This window comes from Pseudonocardia hydrocarbonoxydans (genome assembly GCF_006539565.1).
GTDB lineage: Bacteria > Actinomycetota > Actinomycetes > Mycobacteriales > Pseudonocardiaceae > Pseudonocardia > Pseudonocardia hydrocarbonoxydans.
In genome coordinates this window covers 1-21,329 of sequence record NZ_BJNG01000022.1, presented here as the reverse complement: position 1 = coordinate 21,329, position 21,329 = coordinate 1, and the positions used below count along the sequence as shown (strand labels likewise).

Here is a 21,329-nt window from a genome sequence, read left to right as displayed (position 1 = left end):
GCCCCGGGCGCGGGAGCAGGCGAGACTGTGTCCCATGAAGCCGCTTCCACTGCCGGTGCGCCTCGCCGCCGGCATCGTCGCCCTCGCCGTGGAGCAGGCCCGGGACCTGCCGCGGCTCGTCGTCGAGTTCCCGGTCACGGCGGTCAGCCAGGCGCTGCAGGCGTCGATGCGGGTGCAGCAGAAGGTCACCGAGGTGGCCATCAAGGGCGACCGCGCACTCGGATCGCTGCGGCCGGTGGAGGACAAGCCGAGCTGGGCCACCTTCGACGAGGACGAGCCGCACACCAACGGCGTGGTCACCGCGCTGCGCCCGGCGGGCCGGCCGGCCGAGCCGCCCACCCGCCCGGAGGGCACCCGCGTCACCGACCCGCCCACGCCCGGGGCCGCCACCCCGCGCGTCTCGCAGCCGGTGCCGGTCACCCGGGAGAAGCCGGTGCGCGCGCCCGCCCGGAAGCCGGCCGCCGACGTGCCCTCCGCCCTGCCCGAGTACCCGGAGCTGTCGATCCCGCAGCTGCGGGCGAAGCTGCGCACGCTCTCGCTCGGCGACCTGCGCGTGCTGCTGGAGTGGGAGCAGGCCCACGAGGCGCGGCCGCCGTTCGTCACGATGCTGACCAACCGCATCACCACGGTCTCGGAGGGGTGACCGGCCCGACCACACCGGAGCAGCCGTGGCCGGTCCGCACGGTGGCGCGCAAGATCGCCGAGTGGGTCGACCGGCTCGGCGCGGTGTGGGTCGAGGGCCAGCTCGCGCAGGTCACCGCGCGGGCCGGCACCGGCACCGCGTTCCTGGTGCTGCGCGACCCGGCCGCCGACGTGTCGCTGCAGCTCACGGCACCGATCGGGCTCGTCCGTGACGGTGGCCCGGCCGTCGCGGAGGGCAACCGGGTCGTCGTGCACGGCAGGCCGTCGTTCTTCCTCGGCCGGGGCACGCTGAGCCTGCGGGTCAGCGAGATCCGCGCCGTCGGCGTCGGCGAGCTGCTGGCGCGGATCGAGCGGCTGCGCGCGCTGCTCGCCGCCGAGGGCCTGTTCGACGCCGCCCGCAAACGCCGTCCCCCGTTCCTGCCCCGGTGCATCGGGCTGGTCACCGGGCGCGCGTCGGCCGCGGAGCACGACGTCGTCTCCAACGCGACCGCGCGCTGGCCCGCCGCCCGGTTCCGGATCGAGCACGTCGCGACGCAGGGCGCCCTGTCGGTGCCCCAGATCGTCGACGCGCTGGCGCGGCTCGACCGCGACCCGGAGGTCGACGTGATCGTGCTGGCGCGCGGTGGCGGCAGCGTCGAGGACCTGCTGCCGTTCTCCGACGAGACGCTGTGCCGCGCCGTCGCCGACTGCCGCACCGCGGTCGTCTCCGCGATCGGGCACGAGCCCGACACCCCGCTCGTCGACCACGTCGCCGACCTGCGGTGCTCCACGCCCACCGAGGCGGGCCGGCGGCTGGTGCCCGACCTCGCCGAGGAGACCGCCCGCATCGCCGGGCTGCGCGACCGTGCCCGCCGCGCGCTGGCCGGCTGGGTCGACCGCGAGGAACGCCTGCTCACGGCGCTGCGCGGGCGCCCGGTGCTGGCCGACCCGCTGCGCGCCCTCGACGCCCGGCACACCGAGACCGAGCGGCTGCGGGCGTCGGCGCGCGGGTGCGTGGAGCGCGGGCTCGACCGCCGGGGCGTCGAGATCGGACACCTGCGCGCCCGCCTGACGACGCTCGGCCCGGCCGCCACCCTCGCCCGCGGCTACGCCGTGGTGCAGCGCCTCGACGAGGGGTCCGGGCCGCCGCCGGTGCTGCGGTCGGTCGGCGAGGTGTCGGCGGGCGCCCGGCTGCGGATCCGGGTCGCCGACGGGGCCGTGGTGGCCACCGTCGCGGCGCCGGACACCGGCGCCCCGGAGACCACCCCACGGAAGCGGACGACACGGAAGCGGGCCCCGGCCCGGGCGGGGAGCGACGATGGCTGAGCAGGCCGCGGTGGACACGCTGGGCTACGAGCAGGCGCGCGACGAGCTGGTGGAGGTGGTCCGCGCGCTGGAGGCGGGCGGGCTGTCGCTGGACGAGTCGGTGGCGCTGTGGGAGCGGGGCGAGGCGCTGGCGACCCGCTGCGAGGAGCAGCTCGCCGGGGCGCGCGAGCGCGTCGAGACCGCCCTGGCCGCCCGCGCCGACGACTGACCGCACCCCGCGCGCACCGAACTCCGCCGCGCGCACCATCGAGTGTGCGCGCAGCCGCGGAGGGTGCGCGCGGGATCGGTTCGGCGCGGGCTCAGCGGGGGGTGGCGCCCGCCGGGAGCGCCTCGCCGGCCAGCACCGCGCCGGCCAGCGCCTGGAAGTCGGGCTCCGCGCCACTGCCGGTGATCAGGAGGCGCACGCCGTCGAGCTCGCCGATCCAGATCGGCTCCTCGTCGGGGGCGCCGTACACCACGAACGCCAGGCCGCCGACGTCGGTGACGCCCTGCGCGGGCACCGCGACGGATCCCACCTCCGAGGTCAGCAGCGCCTCCTCGGAGCCGTCACTCTGCACGAGCCGCAGGTAGCGGCCCTGCTCCGTCAGGTACCCGGTACGGACGGCGCGGCCGGCGGCCGGGTCGGCGGGGTCGAGGCGGTCCTGGTCGACGGCGTTGGACCGCCAGCCCGGCGGCACGGCAGGCACCCGCAGCCCGAACGGCACGTCCGGGGCGAGGGCCCGCAGCTCCGTGGGCGCGTCGACGACGGGCAGCGCGCCCGCGTCGACGGTGGGGCCGCCCGGGCTGAACGAGCACCCGCGGGTGACCCCGCCGACGACGATCACGACGAGGGCGAGCAGGCCCACGGCGACCAGCATGTCGCGCACCGTCATGGCCGAACGCGGGGGCTTGCGGGGAGCGGGATCGGTCACCCCACCATCATCCCCGCGGCCGTGAGCGACCGCCGTCTCACCTCGCCGCACCCCACTCCGCCGGGTGATCTGCGAGGATCGGGGCGTTCCCGAACGCCTGCAGGAGGCCACACGATGACCAGCCCCGCGAACGCCACGCCGAGGCGCCGGGAGGCCCCCGACCGCAACCTCGCGATGGAGCTGGTGCGGGTCACGGAGGCGGCGGCGATGGCCGCCGGCCGCTGGGTGGGCCGGGGCGACAAGAACGGCGGCGACGGCGCGGCGGTCGACGCGATGCGCCAGCTCATCGGCAGCGTGTCGATGCGCGGGGTCGTGGTGATCGGCGAGGGCGAGAAGGACGAGGCGCCCATGCTCTACAACGGCGAGGAGGTCGGCAACGGCGAGGGTCCGTGGTGCGACGTCGCGGTCGACCCGATCGACGGCACCACGCTGATGGCCAAGGGCATCGCCAACTCCGTCGCCGTGCTCGCGGTGGCCGAGCGGGGCGCGATGTTCGACCCGTCGGCGGTGTTCTACATGGAGAAGCTGGCCGTCGGGCCGGAGGCGGCCGACGTCATCGACCTCACCGCGCCCGTCGCGGAGAACATCCGCCGGGTGGCCGCGGCCAAGCACCTCGACGTCACCGACGTCACCGTCTGCGTGCTCGACCGGCCGCGCCACGACCAGCTGGTCGCCGACATCCGCCGCACCGGCGCCCGCATCCACTTCCTCACCGACGGCGACGTGGCCGGGGCGATCTCCGCGGCCCGCCCGAACACCGGCGTCGACATGCTCTACGGCATCGGCGGCACCCCGGAGGGGATCATCACCGCGGCCGCGCTCAAGTGCATGGGCGGCGGGATGCAGGGCAGGCTGTGGCCCAAGGACGACGAGGAGCGCGCCCGGGCGGTCGCCGCGGGACACGACCTCGACCGCGTCCTCACCGCCGACGAGCTGGTGCGCGGGGACAACGTGTTCTTCTGCGCCACCGGCATCACCGACGGCGACCTGCTGCGCGGCGTGCAGTACCGGGGCGGCGGCTGCACCACGCAGTCGATCGTCATGCGGTCCAAGTCGGGCACCGTCCGCATGATCGACGGCTACCACCGGCTGACGAAGCTGCGCGAGTACTCCGCGGTCGACTTCGACCTGTCCGACGAGCAGATCTCCGGACCGGACCTCACGCCGCCGCTGCCCTGAGGGCGGCCCGTGACCGGATCGTGAACCCGGCACCGCCGGTACGTGCTTGATCGCCGCCGGGGCGGGGCGGATGCTGGTCCCGGGACCGGCCGGGGGCGGCCGGTCCGCGCTGGGGGTGGGTGGGCATGCGGGTGCGTCGGGCGCTGTCGCTGATGGTCGTCGTCGGGCTGACGGGGCTGCTCAGCGGGGCCGCCGGGGGTGCCGCACCCACCGCGGAGGCCGCCGTCGCCGCGGCCGTCGGGCTGCTGCCCGCGAGCCTGCAGGGCGCCGTCGCGGCGCCCGCCGCGGCGCCACCGGTGCGCACGGTCGTGCCCGCCCCGGCCGCGCCCGCGGTGCTGCCGACGACCCGCGGGCAGATGCGGGCGGTCCGGGTCGCGCCGGTCGTCGTCCCGGGCACGCCGTGCCGCTCCACCGCGCGGGCCTGCGTCGACCTGTCCGGCAACCGGGCCTGGCTGCTCGACGACGGCGAGGTCGCCTACGGCCCGGTGCCCATCACCAGCGGGCGCGCCGGGTTCCGCACCCCGCCCGGCACGTTCGCGGTCACCTTCCACAGCCGCGACCACGTCAGCTCCATCTACGACGCGCCGATGCCCTACTCGGTGTTCTTCAACGGCGGCATCGCCTTCCACCAGGGCAGCCTGAGCCAGCTCTCGCACGGCTGCATCCACCTGTCGCGCACGGCGGCCCGCGAGTTCTTCGGTGCGCTCGACCGGGGCGACCTCGTGCAGGTCGTGTCCTGAGGTCCCGTACGCCCTCACCCCGACTGTGACGGGGGGCACCGAGAGTCTCCGGCGGTCCGGGGAACACTGAGGCCATGAGCGAGTACCGCATCGAGCACGACACCATGGGCGAGGTCCGCGTCCCCGCCGACGCGCTGTGGCGCGCGCAGACCCAGCGGGCCGTCGAGAACTTCCCGATCTCCGGACGCGGGCTGGAGCGCGCGCAGATCCGGGCGCTCGGGCTCGTCAAGGGTGCCGCGGCGCGGGTCAACGGGCGGCTCGGCGTGCTCGACGCCGGACGGGCCGACGCCATCGCCGCCGCCGCCGACGCCGTGGCCGCGGGCGATCACGACGACCAGTTCCCCGTCGACGTGTTCCAGACCGGCTCGGGCACCAGCTCCAACATGAACGCCAACGAGGTGATCGCCTCCCTCGCCGCCCGGGCCGGGGTGGAGGTGCACCCGAACGACCACGTCAACGCGTCGCAGTCGTCCAACGACGTCTTCCCGACCACGATCCACCTGGCCGCCACCGAGGCGCTGGCCACCGACGTCGCCCCGGCGCTCGACCACCTCGCCGCCGCGCTCCGGCGGCGCGCCGCGGAGTGGGACGAGGTCGTCACCGCCGGGCGCACCCACCTCATGGACGCCGTGCCGATCACGCTCGGGCAGGAGGCGGGCGGCTGGGCCACCCAGGCCTCCTACGGCGCGGACCGCGTCCGTGACGCGCTCCCCCGGCTGGGCCAGCTCCCGATCGGCGGCACGGCCGTGGGCACCGGGCTCAACGCCCCCGAGGGCTTCGGCGCCGGGGTGGTCGACGAGTTGCGCGCGGCCACCGGGCTCGACGCGCTGAGCGAGGCCCCCGACCACATCGAGGCCCAGGGCGCGCGCGACGGGCTCGTGGAGGCCTCCGGCGCGCTGCGCACGGCGGCCGTCAGCCTGTTCAAGATCGCCAACGACATCCGCTGGCTGGGCTCCGGCCCGCGCACCGGGCTGGCCGAGCTGGCCCTGCCCGACCTGCAGCCGGGCAGCTCGATCATGCCCGGCAAGGTGAACCCGGTGATCTGTGAGGCCGCGATGATGGTGGCCGCGCAGGTGATCGGCAACGACGCCACCGTCGCGTTCTCCGGCACGCAGGGCAACCTGCAGCTCAACGTGATGATGCCGGTGATGGCGCGCAACGTGCTGGAGTCCGCGCGGCTGCTGGCCAACGCCGCCCGCCTGCTGGCCGACCGGGTCGTCGACGGGATGACGGCCGACGTCGAGCGCACCCGCGAGCTGGCCGAGTCCAGCCCGGCGATCGTCACGCCGCTGAACCGCTACCTCGGCTACGAGGAGGCGGCGTCGATCGCGAAGCAGTCGCTGAAGGAGAAGCGGACGATCCGCGAGGTGGTGCTGGAGCGCGGGCACGTCGAGAACGGGGCGCTCACGGCCGAGCAGCTCGACCGGGCACTCGACGTGCTCGCGATGGCGCGCGGCGGGCGCTGACCGCTACCCGATCGAGGGAATCCCGACTACTGCAGGTGATCGTTCACCCGTCGTTCATTCCCGGTTGGGCCGTTCGTGCTTGGCTCGGGCCATGAGCGACCACGGTCGGTTCGCGTTCGAGCCCGTGCTGAACCTCGTCACCGGACGCCCGGTCGGCATGGAGGTCGTGCGGCAGCAGGCGCGCGACCAGATGTCCCGCGTCGCCGCCAACGCCGTCTGGGGCACCCGTCAGCTGGCCGAGTTCGACTCGGGCATCGCGATCGCCTCGGTGCTGCACGGCACCCGCTACGACGCCACCGTGCCGCTGCACGTCGACGTGCTGGCCGACACCGTGGTGGCCGCGCGGCGGCGGGTACGCCAGGTCCGGTCGTCGCTGCGCGGCCGCGACCCCTCGCTGCCCGTGCCGCCGATGCTGCTCGACGTCAACCCGGCGCTGTCGGCGGCGCCGCCCGACGCGCTGGCCGAGGGCATCGCCGAGCTGCGCGCCGAGGGCTTCGGCATCGGCTTCGACGGGGTCGGCCGCGGTTTCGGGCTCGACCTGGTCGCCGAGCTGGAGCCCGACCTCGTCACGATCGACACCCACCTCGTCGCCCGGCTGCCCACCGACCCGCGCGCCCGCACCGTCGTCGGCGCGCTGTGCGACGTGGCGCGCGCGGTCAGCGTGCGGGTGTGCGCGGCCGGCGTCGCCACCACCGACCAGCTCGCCGCGGTGCGCGACCACGGCATCCCCTGGGGGCAGGGGCCGCTGCTGGCCGGGCCGCAGCGACGCCCGTCGACGGCCGGGATCCTGCTGGCCCCCGAGCTGCTGCCGCGCTCGGTCCGGCCGGCCCGCGCCCCGTCACCGGTCCCGCGGGCGTTGCCCGCGCCGTCCGGGCCGACGCTCGCCGAGCTGGCCCAGGCGGCGGTGAGCCTGCCGGACCGCGCCACGGCCGAGAGCGCCCGTCAGGCGTTCGCCGACCACCCGCAGGCCGGCAGCGTCGTCCTGCTCGACGCCGAGCGCCGCCCCACCGGCTTCCTCGACCGCAGCCGGTTCCTGCTCGCGATCTCCGGCCCGTTCGGACGCGCGCTCTACGCGAACCGCCCGGCCACCTCGCTCGCCGAACCGCCGCGCACCCACCCCGTCGACGCCGGGCTGCCGTCCGCGGTGGCGTGCTGCCTGGGCGGTGACCGCAGTCGCAGCTACGACGACCTCGTACTGGTCGACGGGGCCGGTGCCTGCACCGGCGTCGTCCGCGTCACCGACCTGCTCGCCGAGGCCACGGGCAGCAGCCCGTCGGCGGCCTGAGCGATCGTCACGGTCCGGCGTCGAATCCGTCCGGACACCGTCACGACCTCCCCCGGTCGGGTGAGGGCCACGCTACGGTCGGCTCCACAGTGCACGCTGCGCCGGACCGGCGGTGCCGCCGGGGGGATGAGGGAGTTTCCGCGATGCGACGTCGTCTGCTCGCCGTGGCCGCCATCGGCGCCACGCTGGCCGTGTCCGGCTGTGTCAGCTCGGGCGGTGGCGGGGCACCGGAGCCCGCCGCCGACGGCACCGACTGGTCCACCGCCACGTCGGCCGAGGCGGGCGGCGGGTTCGACGCGCTGGTCGCGGCCGCGCAGGCCGAGGGCACGCTCAACGTCATCGCGCTGCCCCCGGACTGGGCGAACTACGGCGAGATGATCTCGACGTTCGAGGAGACCTACGGGATCACCGTGGAGTCGGCGAACCCCGAGGGCACCAGCCAGGACGAGATCAACGCCGTGCAGCAGCTCGGCACGCAGGAGCGCGCACCCGACGTGCTGGACCTCGGGCAGTCCTTCGCCCTGGCCAACGTCGACCTCTTCGCGCCATACCAGGTGCAGACCTGGGACACGATCCCCGACGCCAACAAGGACGCGGGCGGCGCCTGGGTCAACGACTACGGCGGCTTCGTCTCCATCGGCTGCAACGCGAGCCTGGTCGCGAACTGCCCGCAGACCTTCGCCGACCTGACCCGGCCGGAGTACGCCGGCCAGGTCGCCCTCAACGGCGACCCGACGTCGTCGGCCTCGGCGTTCGCGGGCGTCTGGGCCGCGGCGCTGGCCAACGGCGGCTCGCTCGACGACATCAACCCCGGCCTGGAGTTCTTCGGGCAGCTCGCCGACAGCGGCAACCTGCTGCTGGTCGACCCGACGCCGGCCACCATCGAGAGCGGGCAGACCCCGATCGTCCTGGACTGGGACTACCTCAACCTCACCCAGGCCGAGCAGGTGGCGGCGTCGTTCGAGTGGCGGGTGGCGGTGCCCTCGGACGGGCTGTTCGCGCAGTACTACGCGCAGGCGATCAACGCCGACGCCCCGCACCCGGCCGCCGCGCGGCTGTGGCAGGAGTTCCTCTACTCCGACGTGGGCCAGAACCTGTGGCTGGCCGGCAAGGCCCGCCCGGTGCGCCTGACCGAGATGACGGAGTCGGGCACCGCCGACCCGGCGCTGGTGTCGGTGCTGCCGCCGGTCGCCGGCGAGCCGACCTACCCGACGCAGGAGCAGACCGACGCCGCCAACGCCGTGGTGGCGCAGAACTGGGCGGCCACGACATCATGACGGCTGCCACCTCGTGAGCCTCCTGGAGACCCCGGCCGCCCCCACCGAGACGGTGCGGGCGGCCGGCTCGTGGCGGGCGGCGCTGGGGTTGGCGCCGTTCGTCGCCTACCTGCTGGTGTTCCTCGGCGGGCCGCTGTACTTCGTCGTCAGCGGGGCGCTCTCGGACCCCGACGGCCGTCCGACCCTGGACAACCTCGTCGCCTCGGTGACCCAGCCGCAGTACCGGGCGGCGTTCGCCTCCAGCATCGTGCTGTCCGCGGGCACGGCGGTGATCGGCGCGGTCGCGGGCGCGTTCCTCGCCCAGGCCGTGCTCACCAGCCGGCCGCACAGTCCGCTGCGCCGGATCGTGTCGACGGCCTCGGGCGTGCTCGCCTACTTCGGCGGCGTGCCGCTGGCGTTCGCGTTCATCGCGGCGCTCGGGCAGACCGGCCTCGCCACGCGGTTCCTGCGGACCGCGGGGCTGGACCTGTACGCCTCGGGGTTCCGGATCGACTCCCTCACCGGCCTCGCGCTCACCTACGTCTACTTCCAGATCCCGCTGATGGTCATCCTGATCACCCCGGCGCTGGAGGGCCTGCTGCCGCAGTGGCGCGAGGCCGCGGAGAACCTCGGCGCGTCGGCCTGGACGTACTGGCGGCGGATCGCGCTGCCGGTGCTCGCGCCCGCGCTGGGCGGGGCGACGCTGGTGCTGTTCGGCAACGCCTTCGCCGCCTACGCCACCGCGCTCGCGCTCACCAGCGGCTCGATCCCGCTGCTGCCCACCGCGATCGCGGCGGCGCTGTCGGGCAACGTGCTGGCCGGGGCCCAGAACGTCGGGCTCGCGCTGGGGCTGGACATGGTTCTGGTGATCGCCGTGGTCATGGTCGGTTACGTGGTGCTGCAGCGCCGGGCCTCCCGCTGGCAGGCCCGGTGAGACCCTGGCGCGTGGTGGTGCTGGGCCTGTCGGCCGTGTTCTTCCTGGTCCCGCTGCTCTCGGCCGCCGAGTTCAGCCTGCGCGTCCCCGGCGGCGGGTACGGCCTCGCCAACTACCTGACGATCGCCACCGACGAGGTGCTGCTGTCCTCGCTGCTGGTGTCGCTGCAGATCGCCGTCGTCACCGCGGCGCTGGTGCTGGCGCTCGTCGTCCCGACGGCGGTGTGGGTGCGGCTGCGGTTCCCCGCCGCGGCGGTGCTGCTGGAGAGCGCCACGATCCTGCCGATCGTGGTGCCGCCGGTCGTCATGGCGGCCGGCATCGCGTTCGTGCAGGCCAACCTGGGCGGGCCGGTGTTCCGCACGCTGTTCGCGTCGTCGTTCACCGCGCTCACCCCGTTCTACGTGGTGCTCGCCCTGCCCTTCGCCTACCGCTCGGTCGACAACGGGCTGGCCGCGATCCCGCTGCGCACGCTGGTGGAGGCCGCGCGCAACCTCGGGGCGTCGCTGCCCGTCACGCTGCTGCGGGTGGTGCTGCCCGCGATCCGCAGCGCCGTGCTCGGCGCCGCGTTCCTGACGCTCGCGCTCGTCCTCGGCGAGATCGTCATCGCCCGGATCCTGCTCTACGGCGACACCTTCCCCGTGGCGATCGTCGAGATCGGGCGCAGCCAGGCCGGCGTCGCCGTCGCCCTGACGCTGGCGAGCCTCGTCCTGACCTGGCTGCTGCTGCTGGCCGTCTCGTTCGCCGGAGCCACTCGGAGGACCCCTCGATGACCGGAACCCCTCGATGACCGGAACGACCGTGGAGTTCCGCGGGGTGCGCCGCACCTACGGCTCCACCCACGCGCTCGACGGCCTCGACCTGACGCTCGCCCCCGGCGAGCTGCTCGCGCTGCTCGGCCCGTCGGGCTGCGGGAAGACCACCGCGCTGCGGCTGCTCGCCGGGTTCGACGAACCGACGGCGGGACACATCCTGATCGGCGGCCGCGACGTCACCGGGGTGCCGGCCGCCAAGCGCGACACCGGCATGGTGTTCCAGGCGTACTCGCTGTTCCCGACGATGACGGCGGCGGAGAACGTCGCGTTCGGGCTGCGGGTGCGGCGCGTGGCGGTGGCGCGCCGCCGCGAGCGGGCCCGGGAGCTGCTGGAGCTGGTCGGGCTGGGCGACCGCGGCGACGCCTACCCGCACCAGCTCTCCGGCGGCCAGCAGCAGCGGGTGGCGCTGGCCCGCGCGCTCGCCGTCTCCCCCGCGGTGCTGCTGCTGGACGAACCGCTCTCCGCGCTCGACGCCCGCGTGCGGGTGCAGCTGCGCGACGAGATCCGCAGGCTGCAGCTCGCCGAGGGGATCACTACGCTGTTCGTCACCCACGACCAGGCCGAGGCGCTCGCCGTCGCCGACCGGGTGGCGGTGCTCAGCGCCGGGCGCCTGGAGCAGGTGGGCACCCCCCAGGAGGTGTACTCGGCGCCGTCGACGCCGTTCGTCGCCGAGTTCGTCGGGATCATGAACGCGGTGCCGGTCACCGACGGGGTGATCACCCCCGGCGCGCCGGAGCGGGCCATGCGGCCCGAGGAGCTGACGGTCGGCCCGGGCGGGCTCCCCGGCACGGTGCTCACCACCACGTTCCTCGGCCCGGTGACCCGGCTCGTCGTCACCACCGACGTCGGGGAGCTGACCGTCGACGTGGTGAGCCGCCCCGGCCTGCCCGGCATCGGCGAGCCCACGGCCGTGGCGCTCGCCGGCTGACCCGCCCCCCGGCTCCCGCGCCCACTCCCGGGTTTCGCGCGCACTCCCGGGTCCCGCGCGGCCCCGGGGGCGCGCGAGAGCCGGTTCGGCGCGCGAAACCCGGCGGCCCCGCCGGCGTCGGGGTCTAGGTACGCCCGGCGGCCCGGCCGAACCTCTCCCCCCAGTCGCGCAGCAGGTCGGCCAGCTCCGGTGGGGAGCGCACCTCGAACTCCGCGCCCACCGAGCCCAGCCCCATGGCGGGCCAGTCCAGGGTGTCGGTGGTCATGCGCAGCACGCAGCTCGTGGCGTCGACCTCCTCGATCTCGGCCCAGCGCCCGAGCCGCTCGCGCACCCGGTCGGCCGGGGCGTGCACCAGCGCCTCGACGGCGAACCGGGCGGGCTGCGCCGTCTCCAGCCCGGCCCGGACGAACGCGGCGGCGTCGGCGCCCGGGAGGTCGCGGGTGCGGAACCGGGCGCCGGTCGTCCGCGGGTCGGCGAGGCGGTCGAGGCGGAAGCTGCGCCAGTCGTGCCGGTGCAGGTCGTAGGCCACGAGGTACCAGCGCCGACCCAGCGGCACCAGCCGGTGCGGCTCGACGTGGCGGCCCATCGGGTCGCGGCCGGGCGCGGCGTAGGTGAACTCCAGCCGCTCGGTGTCGCGGCAGGCCTGGGCGACGCCGATCAGCACCGCCGGGTCGACGACGGGCGCCGCGCGGGTGCCCCACTCCAGCGGCACGGTGACGGCGCGCAGCGCGTCGACCCGGCGGCGCAGGCGCGGCGGCATGACCTGCACGACCTTGGTCAGCGCCCGCACCGCCGACTCCTCGATCCCGGCCACCGACCCCTGCGTCGCCGCCTGCATCCCGACGGCGAGCGCGACCGCCTCGTCGTCGTCGACGACCAGCGGGGGCAGCGCGGCGCCCGCGGCCAGCTGGTAGCCGCCGTCGACACCCCGGCTGGCCTGCACGGGGTACCCGAGCTCGCGGAGCCGGTCGACGTCGCGGCGCAGCGTGCGCGGGGAGACCCCGAGCCGGTCGGCGAGGTCGGGCCCGGGCCAGTGGCGGTGCGTCTGCAGCAGCGACAGCAGCCGCAGCGTCCGGGAGCTCGTGTTCGCCATGTTCCCAGTATCGCCGCACAACGGTCAGGAACTGGCCGTAATGGCTCCTACCGTGGTTCCCATGACGAACACCGAGCGCGCCGACATCCTCGAGTCCCTCGCCGCCCAGCGCGGTTTCCTGCGGTTCACGGTGCAGGGCCTCACCGACGAGCAGGCGCGGCAGCGCACCACCGTGAGCGAGCTGACCCTCGGCGGGCTGATCAAGCACGTCGCGCGGACCGAGCAGGGCTGGGCCGACTTCATCGAGCACGGCACGGCGGCGATGGAGGCCACCGCGGACAGCTGGGCCGAGCACGCCGACGGCTTCGTGCTGCGCGCCGACGAGACGCTCGCGGGCGTGCTCGCCGAGTACGCGGAGATCGCGAAGCGCACCGACGCGCTGGTGGAGAGCCTGCCCTCCCTCGACGTGGCCCACCCGCTCCCCGAGGCCCCGTGGTTCCCGAAGGGCGCCACGCGCTCCGCACGGCGGGTGTTCACCCACATCGTCGGCGAGACCGCCCAGCACGCGGGCCACGCCGACATCCTCCGCGAGGCCCTCGACGGCCAGAAGACGATGGGCTGAGCGGTGACCGCGGAGAAGGCCCGGATCCTGGCCGTCCTCGAGACCCAGCGGCAGGGGCTGCGACAGGCGCTCGACGGCCTGGACCACGCGGACGCCGTCACCCGCCCGACGGTCAGCGCGCTGAGCCTGGGCGGGATCGTCGCGCACGTCACCTACGCGGAGCAGATGTGGATCGACTTCGTGGTGACGGGCGAGAAGGTCGACGACATGGACCGGTACGCCGCGAGCTTCGTGGTCGGGCCCGGCGAGACGGTGGCCGGGCTGCTGGAGCGCTACGCGGCCACGGCCCGGCGTACCGAGGAGGTGGTCGCCGCGCTGCCGGACCTGGAGGTCACCCACCCGCTCCCCGACGCGCCCTGGTACCCCGAGCGGGAGTTCTCGGCCCGGCAGGTACTGCTGCACCTCGTCGCGGAGACCAGCCGGCACGCCGGCCACGCCGACATCCTGCGCGAGACGCTGGAGGTGGGACGATCCGCCGATGCTGTTCGGTGAGGTCGTCACGACGTCCGCGGCCGTCGGTGCCACCCGGTCGCGGACGGCCAAGGCCACCGCACTGGCCGACCTGCTGCGGCGCGCCCGGCCCGGCGAGGTCGCCCCGGCCACGGCCTGGCTGTCCGGCGAGCTGCTCCAGGGCCGGCTCGGCACCGGATGGCGCACCCTGGCCGGGCTCGACGCCGGGCCCGTCCCGGAGCCGACGCTCACCGTCGGGCGCGTCGACGGCCTGCTCGACGCGCTGGCCGCCACCTCCGGCGCCGGCTCGACGCGCCGCCGGGCGGACCTGCTGACGGAGCTGTTCGGCGCGGCCACGGCCGACGAGCAGCGGTTCCTGCGCCGGCTGCTGGGCGGCGAGCTGCGTCAGGGCGCGCTGGAGGGCGTGATGCTGGAGGCCGTCGCCGCGGCGGCCGGGGCGCCCGCCGCCGACGTGCGGCGCGCGTTCATGCTGTCCGGCTCGCTCCCCGGCACGGCCGCGACGGCGCTGGGCGGGGGCGACCTGCGCGCCGTCGGCCTGCAGGTGGGGCGCCCGGTCCGGCCGATGCTCGCCGCCCCCGGCGAGTCGCTGGACGCGGCCTGGGGCCCCTACGTCGTCGTGGAGTTCAAGCTCGACGGCGCCCGCATCCAGGTCCACCGCGACGGCGACGACGTGCGGGTCTGGACGCGCACGCTGCGCGAGATCACCCCGGCCGTGCCCGAGCTCGTCGAGCTGGTCCGCGGGTTGCCGTGTCGCTCCGCCGTCCTCGACGGGGAGACGCTCGCGCTGCGCGACGACGGCCGCCCCCGCCCGTTCCAGGAGACGATGAGCCGCTTCGGCAGCGACGGCGGGGAGAACCTGCTCAGCCCGTTCTTCTTCGATCTCCTGCATCTCGACGGCACCGACCTGCTCGACGAGCCGCTGCACGTCCGCCTCGACGCGCTGGCCGGGCTGCTGCCCGGGCCGCTGCAAATGCCCGGCGTCCGCCGTCCCACCCGGGAGCAGGCCGCCGAGGTGCTCGACGGCGCGCTCGCCGCCGGGCACGAGGGCGTCGTGGTCAAGGCGCTCGACTCGCCGTACGCGGCGGGGCGGCGCGGGAAGGCGTGGCAGAAGGTCAAGCCGGTGCACACGCTCGACCTGGTCGTGATCGGCGCGGAGTGGGGCTACGGCCGCCGCACCGGGTCGCTGTCCAACATCCACCTCGCCGCCCGCGACCCCGACGGCGGCGAGCCGATCATGGTGGGCAAGACGTTCAAGGGCATGACCGACGAGCTGCTGGCCTGGCAGACGGCCACGTTCCCGGCCCTGGCCAGGCAGGAGCAGGGCCACGCCGTGCTGCTGCGCCCGGAGCTGGTCGTCGAGATCGCGCTCGACGGGGCGCAGCGCAGCACCCGCTACCCCGGCGGCGTCGCCCTGCGCTTCGCCCGGGTGCTGCGCTACCGCCCGGACAAGACCGCCGCCGAGGCCGACACGATCGACGCGGTGCGGGCGCTGCTGGCCTGAGCCCGATACCGGATCGATGATTGCCCGGCGTCGCCGGAGCGGAGACACTTCCCCCTGCGCGGCCCCCGCCGCGCGTGACGCAGCGCCGGACCGCGCCGGCGCCCCCGATGCGGAGCCCCATGACGCAGGAGATGTTCGGCCCCTACCGGCTCGAGGAGCTGCTGGGCCGGGGCGGCATGGGCGAGGTCCACCGCGCCCACGACACGGTCCGCGGGCGCACGGTGGCGCTCAAGCGGCTGCTGCCCGGGCTCGGCGAGGACCGCGACTTCCGGGAGCGCTTCCGGCGTGAGTCGCAGCTCGTGGCGCGCCTGCGCGAGGGCCACGTCATCCCGATCCACGACTTCGGCGAGATCGACGGCCGCCTCTACATCGACATGCGCCTGGTCGAGGGCACCGACCTGGGCACCGTGCTCGCCCGCTCCGGCCCGCTCCCGCCCGACCGGGCCGTCCGGGTCCTCGGCCAGGTGGCCCGCGCGCTGGACGCCGCCCACGCCGACGGGCTGGTGCACCGCGACGTGAAGCCGTCCAACGTCCTGCTCAGCGACGGCCTGCCCGACGACGACTACGCCTACCTCGTCGACTTCGGGATCGTCGGCAGCGTGGAGAGCAACGGCAACCGCCTCACCGCCACGGGCACCGCGATCGGCACCCTGGAGTACATGGCGCCCGAGCGGTTCCTGGGCGACGGGGGCGACCGCCGCGTCGACGTCTACGCGCTGGGCTGCGTGCTGCACGAGATGCTCACCGGCGCCCGGCCGTTCGCCGGCACCGGGCCCGCGCAGATGTGGGCGCACGCGCACACCGCGCCGCCGCGGCCCTCGCAGCTGCGGCCGGGGATCCCGCCCGGGCTCGACGCGGTGGTCGCCGGGGCGCTCGCTAAGGACCCCGCCGACCGGGTCCCCACCGCGGGCGAGCTGGCGGTCCGTGCCCGGGCGGCGCTCGCCGCCGCGCCCACCGAGCCGGGCACCGCGATGTTCCCGCACCCGCCGTCCGCTCCCCCCGGGTCGGTCCCGCCGCGCACCAGCACTCCCCCGGCGTTCCCCGTCGCCCGCCCGCCCGCAGGCGAGGCGGCCGCCCCCACCCGGGTCGGCGGCGTGCCGCACGATCCCCGCCGCACCCCGCCGCCCACCCGGGTCGACCGGGAGCAGCGCACCGCACTCGGCACCGCGGCGCCGCCCCCTCCCGGTCCGCCCCCGGCACGCCGGGCGTCGCCCGCCCCCGCGGCGGGAGAGCCGCCGAAGGCCCGGCGGCGGACCGGCGTGATCGCCCTCGTCGCGGTCGCGGTGCTGGCCCTCGGCGGGGGCGTCGCCTGGGCGTTGTCGGCGATCAACGCCGCCGACGACGCCGCATCCGCCGCCGCCGACGACTCCACCCCGGCCCCGACGGGTGGCGCGGCCGTGGACGAGCTGAGCGCCCACCTCGGCGGCGACATCGGGCCCAGCTGCGACGGCCCCTACGCGGGCGACGAGACCAGCGGCGGCGTCCTGGCCAGCGCGGAGTGCAGCGGCTGGACCTTCAACCTCTACCCCGACCCCGACACGGCGGTCTACGTCGTGCAGCAGAACACCGGCGGCGCGAACTCGCCGGACTCCGCGTGCGACAACATCCCGGCCACCGGCGAGGCCCACTTCCACACCTGGTCGGGCAGCAACGGGCGGTCCGGCACGATCGGCTGCCAGGCCTACGACGACGGCTACACGATCGAGTTCACCGTCGACGGCATCCCGGTGGTGGTCACCCGCGGCGCCAGCCCCGGCGAGGACTACGCGACGCTGCTGGAGGAGGCCAACCAGATCAGCGGTCAGCTGCAGTGAGCGGCGGCGCGTAGACTCCCGTCACCGTGCGCTTCCTCGACGGCCAGACCCCGACCCACGACCTCACCTACGACGACGTGTTCCTCGTCCCGGCGCGGTCGTCGGTCACCTCCCGTTTCGACGTCGACCTCGCGACGGCCGACGGCACCGGGGCGGGGGTCCCCGTCATCGCCGCGAACATGACGGCCGTCGCGGGCCGCCGGATGGCCGAGACACTCGCCCGCCGCGGGGCGCTGACGGTGCTCCCCCAGGACGTCGCCCCCGCCGCGGTGGCGGAGATCGTCGCCTGGATCAAGTCCCGGCACCCGGTCTGGGACACCCCGCTCGTCCTCACCCCGGGCGACGCCGTCGCCGACGCGATCAACCTGCTGCCCAAGCGGGCCCACGGCGCGGTCGTGGTGGTCGACGACGCCGGCCGCCCGGTCGGCACCGTCGACGAGGCCGCGTGCACGGGCGTCGACCGCTTCACCCGCCTGGCCGACGTCCTCGATCCCGGCGCGCTGACCGTGCCGCTGGGCACGGCGCCGCGCGAGGTGTTCTCCTCGGGTCGTTCCGTCGTCCTCGGCGTCGACGGCGACGGGCGGCTCGCCGGGCTGCTCACCCCGCTCGGCGCGCTGCGCGCGGAGGTCTACGCGCCCACCCTCGACGCCGGCGGGCGGCTGCGCACCGCGGCCGCCGTCGGCATCAACGGCGACGTGGCCGTCAAGGCGAAGGCACTGCTCGACGCCGGGGTCGACGTGCTCGTCATCGACACCGCGCACGGGCACCAGGACAAGATGCTCGACGCGCTGCGGGCCGTCCGCGCGGCCGTGGGTGACGCCCCGGTGCCGGTGGTGGCGGGCAACGTGGTGACCGCCTCCGGTGTCCGCGACCTGGCCGCGGCCGGCGCCGACGTCGTCAAGGTCGGCGTCGGGCCGGGCGCGATGTGCACGACGCGGATGATGACCGGGGTCGGGCGGCCGCAGTTCTCCGCGGTGCTGGAGTGCGCCGCGGCCGGCCGCGAGCACGGCGTCCACGTCTGGGCCGACGGCGGGGTGCGCCACCCCCGCGACGTCGCGCTGGCCCTGGCGGCGGGCGCGTCGGCCGTCATGATCGGGTCCTGGCTGGCCGGCACCTACGAGTCGCCGGGCGACCTGCTGCACGACGAGTCCGGGCGGGCCTACAAGGAGTCGTTCGGCATGGCCAGCAAGCGCGCGGTGAGCGCCCGCACCCGCGGCGACGGCGGGTTCGAGCGCGCGCTCAAGGGCCTGTTCGAGGAGGGCATCTCCAGCTCACGCCAGCTCCTGGACCCCCAGCGTCCCGGCGTGGAGGACGTGCTGGACGGCATCTGCTCCGGGGTCCGCAGCGCGGCGACCTACGCCGGTGCCCGCACCCTCGGCGAGCTGCACGAGCGGGCGGTGATCGGCGTCCAGACCACGGCAGGCTTCACCGAGGGCACCCCGCACGGGCTGTAGTTGCTGCGGCCGACGTCAGCCGGGCGATCTGCATCTGGGAGGCGCCGGGGGTGGAGTCGCTGCAGGCGATGCTCGACGGACTGCTCGGCCCGGCCGCGGTGAACGACTGCTTCGCCGCCGACGCCGCCCGCTCGTCGGGCGTCCCGCAGACCGCGGGCGCGGCGCAGGCCTGAGCGGCGCCGCGCGGACGGCACTCCCCCCGGTCGGGCCGGGTGGGAGTGCCGTCCGCGTGCCTCAGGCCTGCGGTCCCTCCAGCATCTCGGTGACGAGCGCCGCGATCGGGCTGCGCTCGCTGCGGGTCAGCGTGACGTGGGCGAACAGCGGGTGGCCCTTGAGCTTCTCGATCACCGCCTGGACGCCGTCGTGGCGCCCCACCCGCAGGTTGTCGCGCTGGGCCACGTCGTGGGTGAGCACCACGCGGCTCGCCGTGCCCAGCCGCGAGAGCACGGTGAGCAGGACGTTGCGCTCCAGCGACTGCGCCTCGTCGACGATGACGAAGCTGTCGTGCAGCGACCGCCCCCGGATGTGGGTGAGCGGGAGCACCTCCAACATGCCGCGGGCGATGACTTCCTGCATCACCGAGTCGCTGACCAGCGCACCGAGGGTGTCGAAGACGGCCTGCGCCCAGGGCGCCATCTTCTCGTTCTCGCTGCCCGGCAGGTACCCCAGCTCCTGCCCGCCGACGGCGTAGAGCGGCCGGAACACCACGACCTTGCGGTGCTGCTGGCGCTCCAGCACCGCCTCCAGCCCGGCGCACAGCGCCAGCGCCGACTTGCCGGTGCCCGCGCGCCCGCCGAGGGAGACGATGCCGACGTCGGGGTCGAGCAGCAGGTCGAGCGCCACGCGCTGCTCCGCGGAGCGACCGTGCAGGCCGAACGCCTCGCGGTCGCCGCGGATCAGCCGCACGCGCTTGTCTGCGGTGACCCGGCCCAGCGCCGCCGACCCGCCGCCGAGCAGCCGCAGGCCGGTGTTGACGGGCAGGTCACGGGCCAGGTCGTGGTCGATCGACCCGTCCTTGAACAGCGCGTCGACGTCGTCGGGGGTGACCTCGACGTCGGCCATGCCGGTCCAGCCCGAGGGCACCACGTCGAGGGCGTGGTACTCGTCGGCCTGCAACCCGACCGCGGCCGCCTTCACCCGCAGCGGCATGTCCTTGGACACCAGCACCACGTCACCGCGGCCGTCGAGCCTGCGCTCCGCGGCGAGGTTCAGGGCGCAGGCCAGGATGCGGGAGTCGTTCGAGTCGGTGCGGAAGCCCGCGGGGAGCACCTCCGGGTCGGTGTGGTTGAGCTCGACGTGCAGCGTCCCGCCCGCGTCACCGATCGGGACCGGTGCGTCGAGGCGGCCGTGTTCGATGCGCAGCTCGTCGAGCGTGCGCAGCGCCGTGCGGGCGAACCACCCCAGCTCGGGGTGGTGCCGCTTGCCCTCCAGCTCGGAGATCACCACCAGCGGCAGGACCACCTCGTGCTCGTCGAACCGGGTCAGCGACCACGGGTCGGACAGCAGGACGGAGGTGTCGAGCACGTAGCAGCGTGTGGGTCCCGAAACAGGGGCGACAGCACGATCAGTCACGGATGCTCCCTCGCGGGCGCGGCACCGCGCCCACATATCGGTGGGCCGGCCGGCCCTGGTCTGACCGTCCGCGGCAGCGCCGCGCACGCCCACGAGGGCCGGGTGCCGGCCCCCTCCGGTGCAACCACCACGGACCAGGGCCTCCCCGGGCGGTGCGCATCGGGTACGTACCGCCACCACGAACGCTACCGGCGGTCACCCCCATGCGGTCAACAGCAACACGACGAGCGGCCGGGAACCCGCACCGAGAATTAACAGAACGGCCTACCGCTGATCGCTTGACAGCTACCGCCCGTCGCCGGGTTCACCCCGTCCGGCGCAGCTCGTCCCGCAGCCCCGACGGGGTCCACGGCTGCTCGTGCAGGGCCCGCAGCCGCTGCGCCGGGGTCGCGCCGGGGCGGTCGAGCCAGCGGCGCACCAGAGGGGCGCCCTCGACGTAGGTGACCACGTGGTCGCGCCAGCGCGGGTCGGTCACGAAGCCCAGGACGCGGCGCGCGCCCCGGTCGTCGACGAGCAGCCACCGCCGCAGGTGTGCCTCGACGTCGTCGGGCCGCGCCCGCCCGTGCCACAGCAGCGCCGCGTCGAGCCGGACCCGCGTCAGCCGGGCGACCGCGGCGGCGATGCGCTCGGCGCGCTCGCCGTCGAAACCCAGGCCGACGGTCGCCAGCACACCGGAGGCCCAGCGGCCCCAGCGGTCACCGGCGAGGACGTACAGGCCGCAGTCGGCCGCGCCCTCGGCGAGCAGCGCCTGCGGGGTGCCGAGCAGCACCAGCCGGTGCTCGGCCCAGCCCCGCTCCCCCACCAGCACCTCCTCGCGGCGCCACTGCTCCACGTGGTGGCCCGGGTAGGACTCGTGGGCCAGCAGCCGGGCCAGCCCGGCCCGCGTGGGCCGCGCCGCGGCGTCGACGAGGACCCGGGACCGGCCCGGCCCCGTCCGCACGTGCAGCGCGCTCCAGGCCGCGCCGTCGACGATCTCGAACGCGACCTCCTCCGGCCCGTCCACCAGGCCGACGTCCCGGGCCCGGCCGTGCAGCGCCTCGACCACCGCGGCCACGGCGGCGGGCAGCCGGTCGGGTGGCACCTCGTCGCGGCGGCGGTGCTCGGCGAGCCGGGTCGCGAGGTCGCCGGAGCCGGGCAGCAGGGCGTCGAGATCGCGGTGGGCGGCCCGGTAGTCGTCCGGGGAGCCCGCGGCGACCGGCCCGTCGGACGCCGCCGCGAGCGCGTCGGAGTAGGGGATGCCCTGCCCCGCGAGCCGCCGGGCCATCGCCTCCAGCGCGATCAGCTGGGCCGCGAGGAACCGCTCGCGGCGGGGCTCCAGACCCAGCTCCGGCAGCCGCATCGCGAGGTGGCCGGCGGACCGGACGAGCGCTGCGGGCGACGGGGGCGGGCCCGCCGGCAGGGGGG

At 75.7% G+C, this 21,329-nt stretch carries 21 protein-coding genes; 17 read left to right on the top strand and 4 right to left on the bottom strand.

Going from position 1 to position 21,329, the window contains the following annotated elements; all coding sequences use genetic code 11:
* The first annotated feature begins 34 nt into the window (after positions 1–34).
* From PHY01_RS14675 to PHY01_RS14665, 3 genes are read left to right on the top strand one after another with little or no spacing between them, the layout of a single operon-like run.
* Positions 35–643: a lipid droplet-associated protein gene (locus PHY01_RS14675; RefSeq protein ID WP_141279218.1), complete on the top strand. Its 609-nt coding sequence runs from the start codon at positions 35–37 to the stop codon at positions 641–643.
* Positions 640–1,947, top strand: a complete 1,308-nt coding sequence (xseA, locus tag PHY01_RS14670) for an exodeoxyribonuclease VII large subunit (RefSeq protein ID WP_141279217.1) — start codon at positions 640–642, stop codon at positions 1,945–1,947. The genes PHY01_RS14675 and xseA overlap by 4 nt, the downstream gene beginning before the upstream one ends.
* Entirely contained in the window at positions 1,940–2,155 is a 216-nt protein-coding gene (locus tag PHY01_RS14665; protein ID WP_141279216.1) for an exodeoxyribonuclease VII small subunit, read from the top strand. The genes xseA and PHY01_RS14665 overlap by 8 nt, the downstream gene beginning before the upstream one ends.
* Positions 2,156–2,246: 91 nt before the next feature.
* Here PHY01_RS14665 and PHY01_RS14660 read toward each other — a convergent pair whose 3' ends face one another.
* Positions 2,247–2,858 carry a DUF4245 domain-containing protein gene (locus PHY01_RS14660; RefSeq protein ID WP_141279215.1) on the bottom strand — a complete coding sequence of 204 codons (612 nt, stop codon included), beginning with the start codon at positions 2,856–2,858 and terminating at the stop codon, positions 2,247–2,249.
* A gap of 114 nt (positions 2,859–2,972) precedes the next feature.
* Between PHY01_RS14660 and glpX the strand changes: the two genes are divergently transcribed.
* The 8 genes from glpX to PHY01_RS14620 all read left to right on the top strand — a co-directional run bounded on the left by glpX (position 2,973) and on the right by PHY01_RS14620 (position 11,458).
* Positions 2,973–4,037 carry a class II fructose-bisphosphatase gene (gene glpX, locus PHY01_RS14655; RefSeq protein WP_141279214.1) on the top strand — a complete coding sequence of 355 codons (1,065 nt, stop codon included), beginning with the start codon at positions 2,973–2,975 and terminating at the stop codon, positions 4,035–4,037.
* 125 nt (positions 4,038–4,162) lie between these two features.
* Positions 4,163–4,777 carry a L,D-transpeptidase gene (locus tag PHY01_RS14650; RefSeq protein WP_141279213.1) on the top strand — a complete coding sequence of 205 codons (615 nt, stop codon included), beginning with the start codon at positions 4,163–4,165 and terminating at the stop codon, positions 4,775–4,777.
* 74 nt (positions 4,778–4,851) lie between these two features.
* Entirely contained in the window at positions 4,852–6,243 is a 1,392-nt protein-coding gene (locus tag PHY01_RS14645; RefSeq protein WP_141279212.1) for a class II fumarate hydratase, read from the top strand.
* 91 nt (positions 6,244–6,334) lie between these two features.
* On the top strand, positions 6,335–7,528 hold the full coding sequence (locus PHY01_RS14640; RefSeq protein ID WP_141279211.1) for an EAL domain-containing protein: 1,194 nt from the start codon (positions 6,335–6,337) through the stop codon (positions 7,526–7,528).
* Between the two features lie 143 nt (positions 7,529–7,671).
* Positions 7,672–8,805: an ABC transporter substrate-binding protein gene (locus tag PHY01_RS14635; RefSeq protein WP_141279210.1), complete on the top strand. Its 1,134-nt coding sequence runs from the start codon at positions 7,672–7,674 to the stop codon at positions 8,803–8,805.
* Between the two features lie 13 nt (positions 8,806–8,818).
* Positions 8,819–9,718: an ABC transporter permease gene (locus PHY01_RS14630; protein WP_246085905.1), complete on the top strand. Its 900-nt coding sequence runs from the start codon at positions 8,819–8,821 to the stop codon at positions 9,716–9,718.
* Positions 9,715–10,488 (top strand): ABC transporter permease, encoded by a 774-nt coding sequence (locus PHY01_RS14625; RefSeq protein ID WP_170183819.1) that lies wholly within the window; start codon positions 9,715–9,717, stop codon positions 10,486–10,488. Before PHY01_RS14630 ends, PHY01_RS14625 begins: the two co-directional genes overlap by 4 nt.
* Positions 10,489–10,501: 13 nt before the next feature.
* On the top strand, positions 10,502–11,458 hold the full coding sequence (locus tag PHY01_RS14620) for an ABC transporter ATP-binding protein (protein WP_141279208.1): 957 nt from the start codon (positions 10,502–10,504) through the stop codon (positions 11,456–11,458).
* Positions 11,459–11,582: 124 nt separating this feature from the next.
* Here PHY01_RS14620 and PHY01_RS14615 read toward each other — a convergent pair whose 3' ends face one another.
* Positions 11,583–12,551: a helix-turn-helix transcriptional regulator gene (locus PHY01_RS14615; RefSeq protein ID WP_141279207.1), complete on the bottom strand. Its 969-nt coding sequence runs from the start codon at positions 12,549–12,551 to the stop codon at positions 11,583–11,585.
* Between the two features lie 61 nt (positions 12,552–12,612).
* On the opposite strand from PHY01_RS14615, the gene PHY01_RS14610 reads away from it, so the two are divergent.
* The 6 genes from PHY01_RS14610 (at position 12,613) to PHY01_RS27965 (ending at position 18,526) form a co-directional block, all read left to right on the top strand.
* Positions 12,613–13,113, top strand: coding sequence for a DinB family protein (locus PHY01_RS14610; protein WP_218030162.1), 501 nt, complete (start codon positions 12,613–12,615; stop codon positions 13,111–13,113).
* 3 nt (positions 13,114–13,116) lie between these two features.
* Positions 13,117–13,605, top strand: coding sequence for a DinB family protein (locus PHY01_RS14605; protein WP_141279205.1), 489 nt, complete (start codon positions 13,117–13,119; stop codon positions 13,603–13,605).
* Positions 13,592–15,085 carry an ATP-dependent DNA ligase gene (locus PHY01_RS14600; protein ID WP_141279204.1) on the top strand — a complete coding sequence of 498 codons (1,494 nt, stop codon included), beginning with the start codon at positions 13,592–13,594 and terminating at the stop codon, positions 15,083–15,085. Before PHY01_RS14605 ends, PHY01_RS14600 begins: the two co-directional genes overlap by 14 nt.
* A 119-nt stretch (positions 15,086–15,204) precedes the next feature.
* Complete coding sequence (locus PHY01_RS27630) at positions 15,205–16,899, top strand: serine/threonine-protein kinase (protein ID WP_246085904.1); 1,695 nt, start codon at positions 15,205–15,207, stop codon at positions 16,897–16,899.
* Between the two features lie 26 nt (positions 16,900–16,925).
* Positions 16,926–18,353 carry a GuaB1 family IMP dehydrogenase-related protein gene (locus PHY01_RS14590; RefSeq protein WP_141279203.1) on the top strand — a complete coding sequence of 476 codons (1,428 nt, stop codon included), beginning with the start codon at positions 16,926–16,928 and terminating at the stop codon, positions 18,351–18,353.
* Positions 18,354–18,403: 50 nt separating this feature from the next.
* Positions 18,404–18,526: a hypothetical protein gene (locus PHY01_RS27965; RefSeq protein WP_281283635.1), complete on the top strand. Its 123-nt coding sequence runs from the start codon at positions 18,404–18,406 to the stop codon at positions 18,524–18,526.
* A gap of 61 nt (positions 18,527–18,587) precedes the next feature.
* On the opposite strand, the gene phoH2 is transcribed toward PHY01_RS27965, so the two are convergent.
* Together phoH2 and PHY01_RS14580 are read right to left on the bottom strand one after the other, a co-directional pair.
* Positions 18,588–19,961 (bottom strand): RNA 5'-3' helicase PhoH2, encoded by a 1,374-nt coding sequence (gene phoH2, locus PHY01_RS14585; protein WP_141279272.1) that lies wholly within the window; start codon positions 19,959–19,961, stop codon positions 18,588–18,590.
* 268 nt (positions 19,962–20,229) lie between these two features.
* On the bottom strand, positions 20,230–21,329 hold a 1,100-nt coding region (locus PHY01_RS14580; RefSeq protein ID WP_218030161.1), incomplete at its 5' end, for a DUF885 domain-containing protein.

Coding starts and splice junctions, on each gene's coding strand:
- PHY01_RS14640 (WP_141279211.1), top strand. CDS start 6,335: ATGAGCGACCACGGTCGGTTCGCGTTCGAGCCCGTGCTGAACCTCGTC.
- PHY01_RS14615 (WP_141279207.1), bottom strand. CDS start 12,551: ATGGCGAACACGAGCTCCCGGACGCTGCGGCTGCTGTCGCTGCTGCAG.
- PHY01_RS14665 (WP_141279216.1), top strand. CDS start 1,940: ATGGCTGAGCAGGCCGCGGTGGACACGCTGGGCTACGAGCAGGCGCGC.
- PHY01_RS14610 (WP_218030162.1), top strand. CDS start 12,613: ATGACGAACACCGAGCGCGCCGACATCCTCGAGTCCCTCGCCGCCCAG.
- PHY01_RS14675 (WP_141279218.1), top strand. CDS start 35: ATGAAGCCGCTTCCACTGCCGGTGCGCCTCGCCGCCGGCATCGTCGCC.
- PHY01_RS14600 (WP_141279204.1), top strand. CDS start 13,592: ATGCTGTTCGGTGAGGTCGTCACGACGTCCGCGGCCGTCGGTGCCACC.
- glpX (WP_141279214.1), top strand. CDS start 2,973: ATGACCAGCCCCGCGAACGCCACGCCGAGGCGCCGGGAGGCCCCCGAC.
- PHY01_RS14620 (WP_141279208.1), top strand. CDS start 10,502: ATGACCGGAACGACCGTGGAGTTCCGCGGGGTGCGCCGCACCTACGGC.
- PHY01_RS14650 (WP_141279213.1), top strand. CDS start 4,163: ATGCGGGTGCGTCGGGCGCTGTCGCTGATGGTCGTCGTCGGGCTGACG.
- phoH2 (WP_141279272.1), bottom strand. CDS start 19,961: ATGTGGGCGCGGTGCCGCGCCCGCGAGGGAGCATCCGTGACTGATCGT.
- PHY01_RS14645 (WP_141279212.1), top strand. CDS start 4,852: ATGAGCGAGTACCGCATCGAGCACGACACCATGGGCGAGGTCCGCGTC.
- PHY01_RS27630 (WP_246085904.1), top strand. CDS start 15,205: ATGACGCAGGAGATGTTCGGCCCCTACCGGCTCGAGGAGCTGCTGGGC.
- PHY01_RS14635 (WP_141279210.1), top strand. CDS start 7,672: ATGCGACGTCGTCTGCTCGCCGTGGCCGCCATCGGCGCCACGCTGGCC.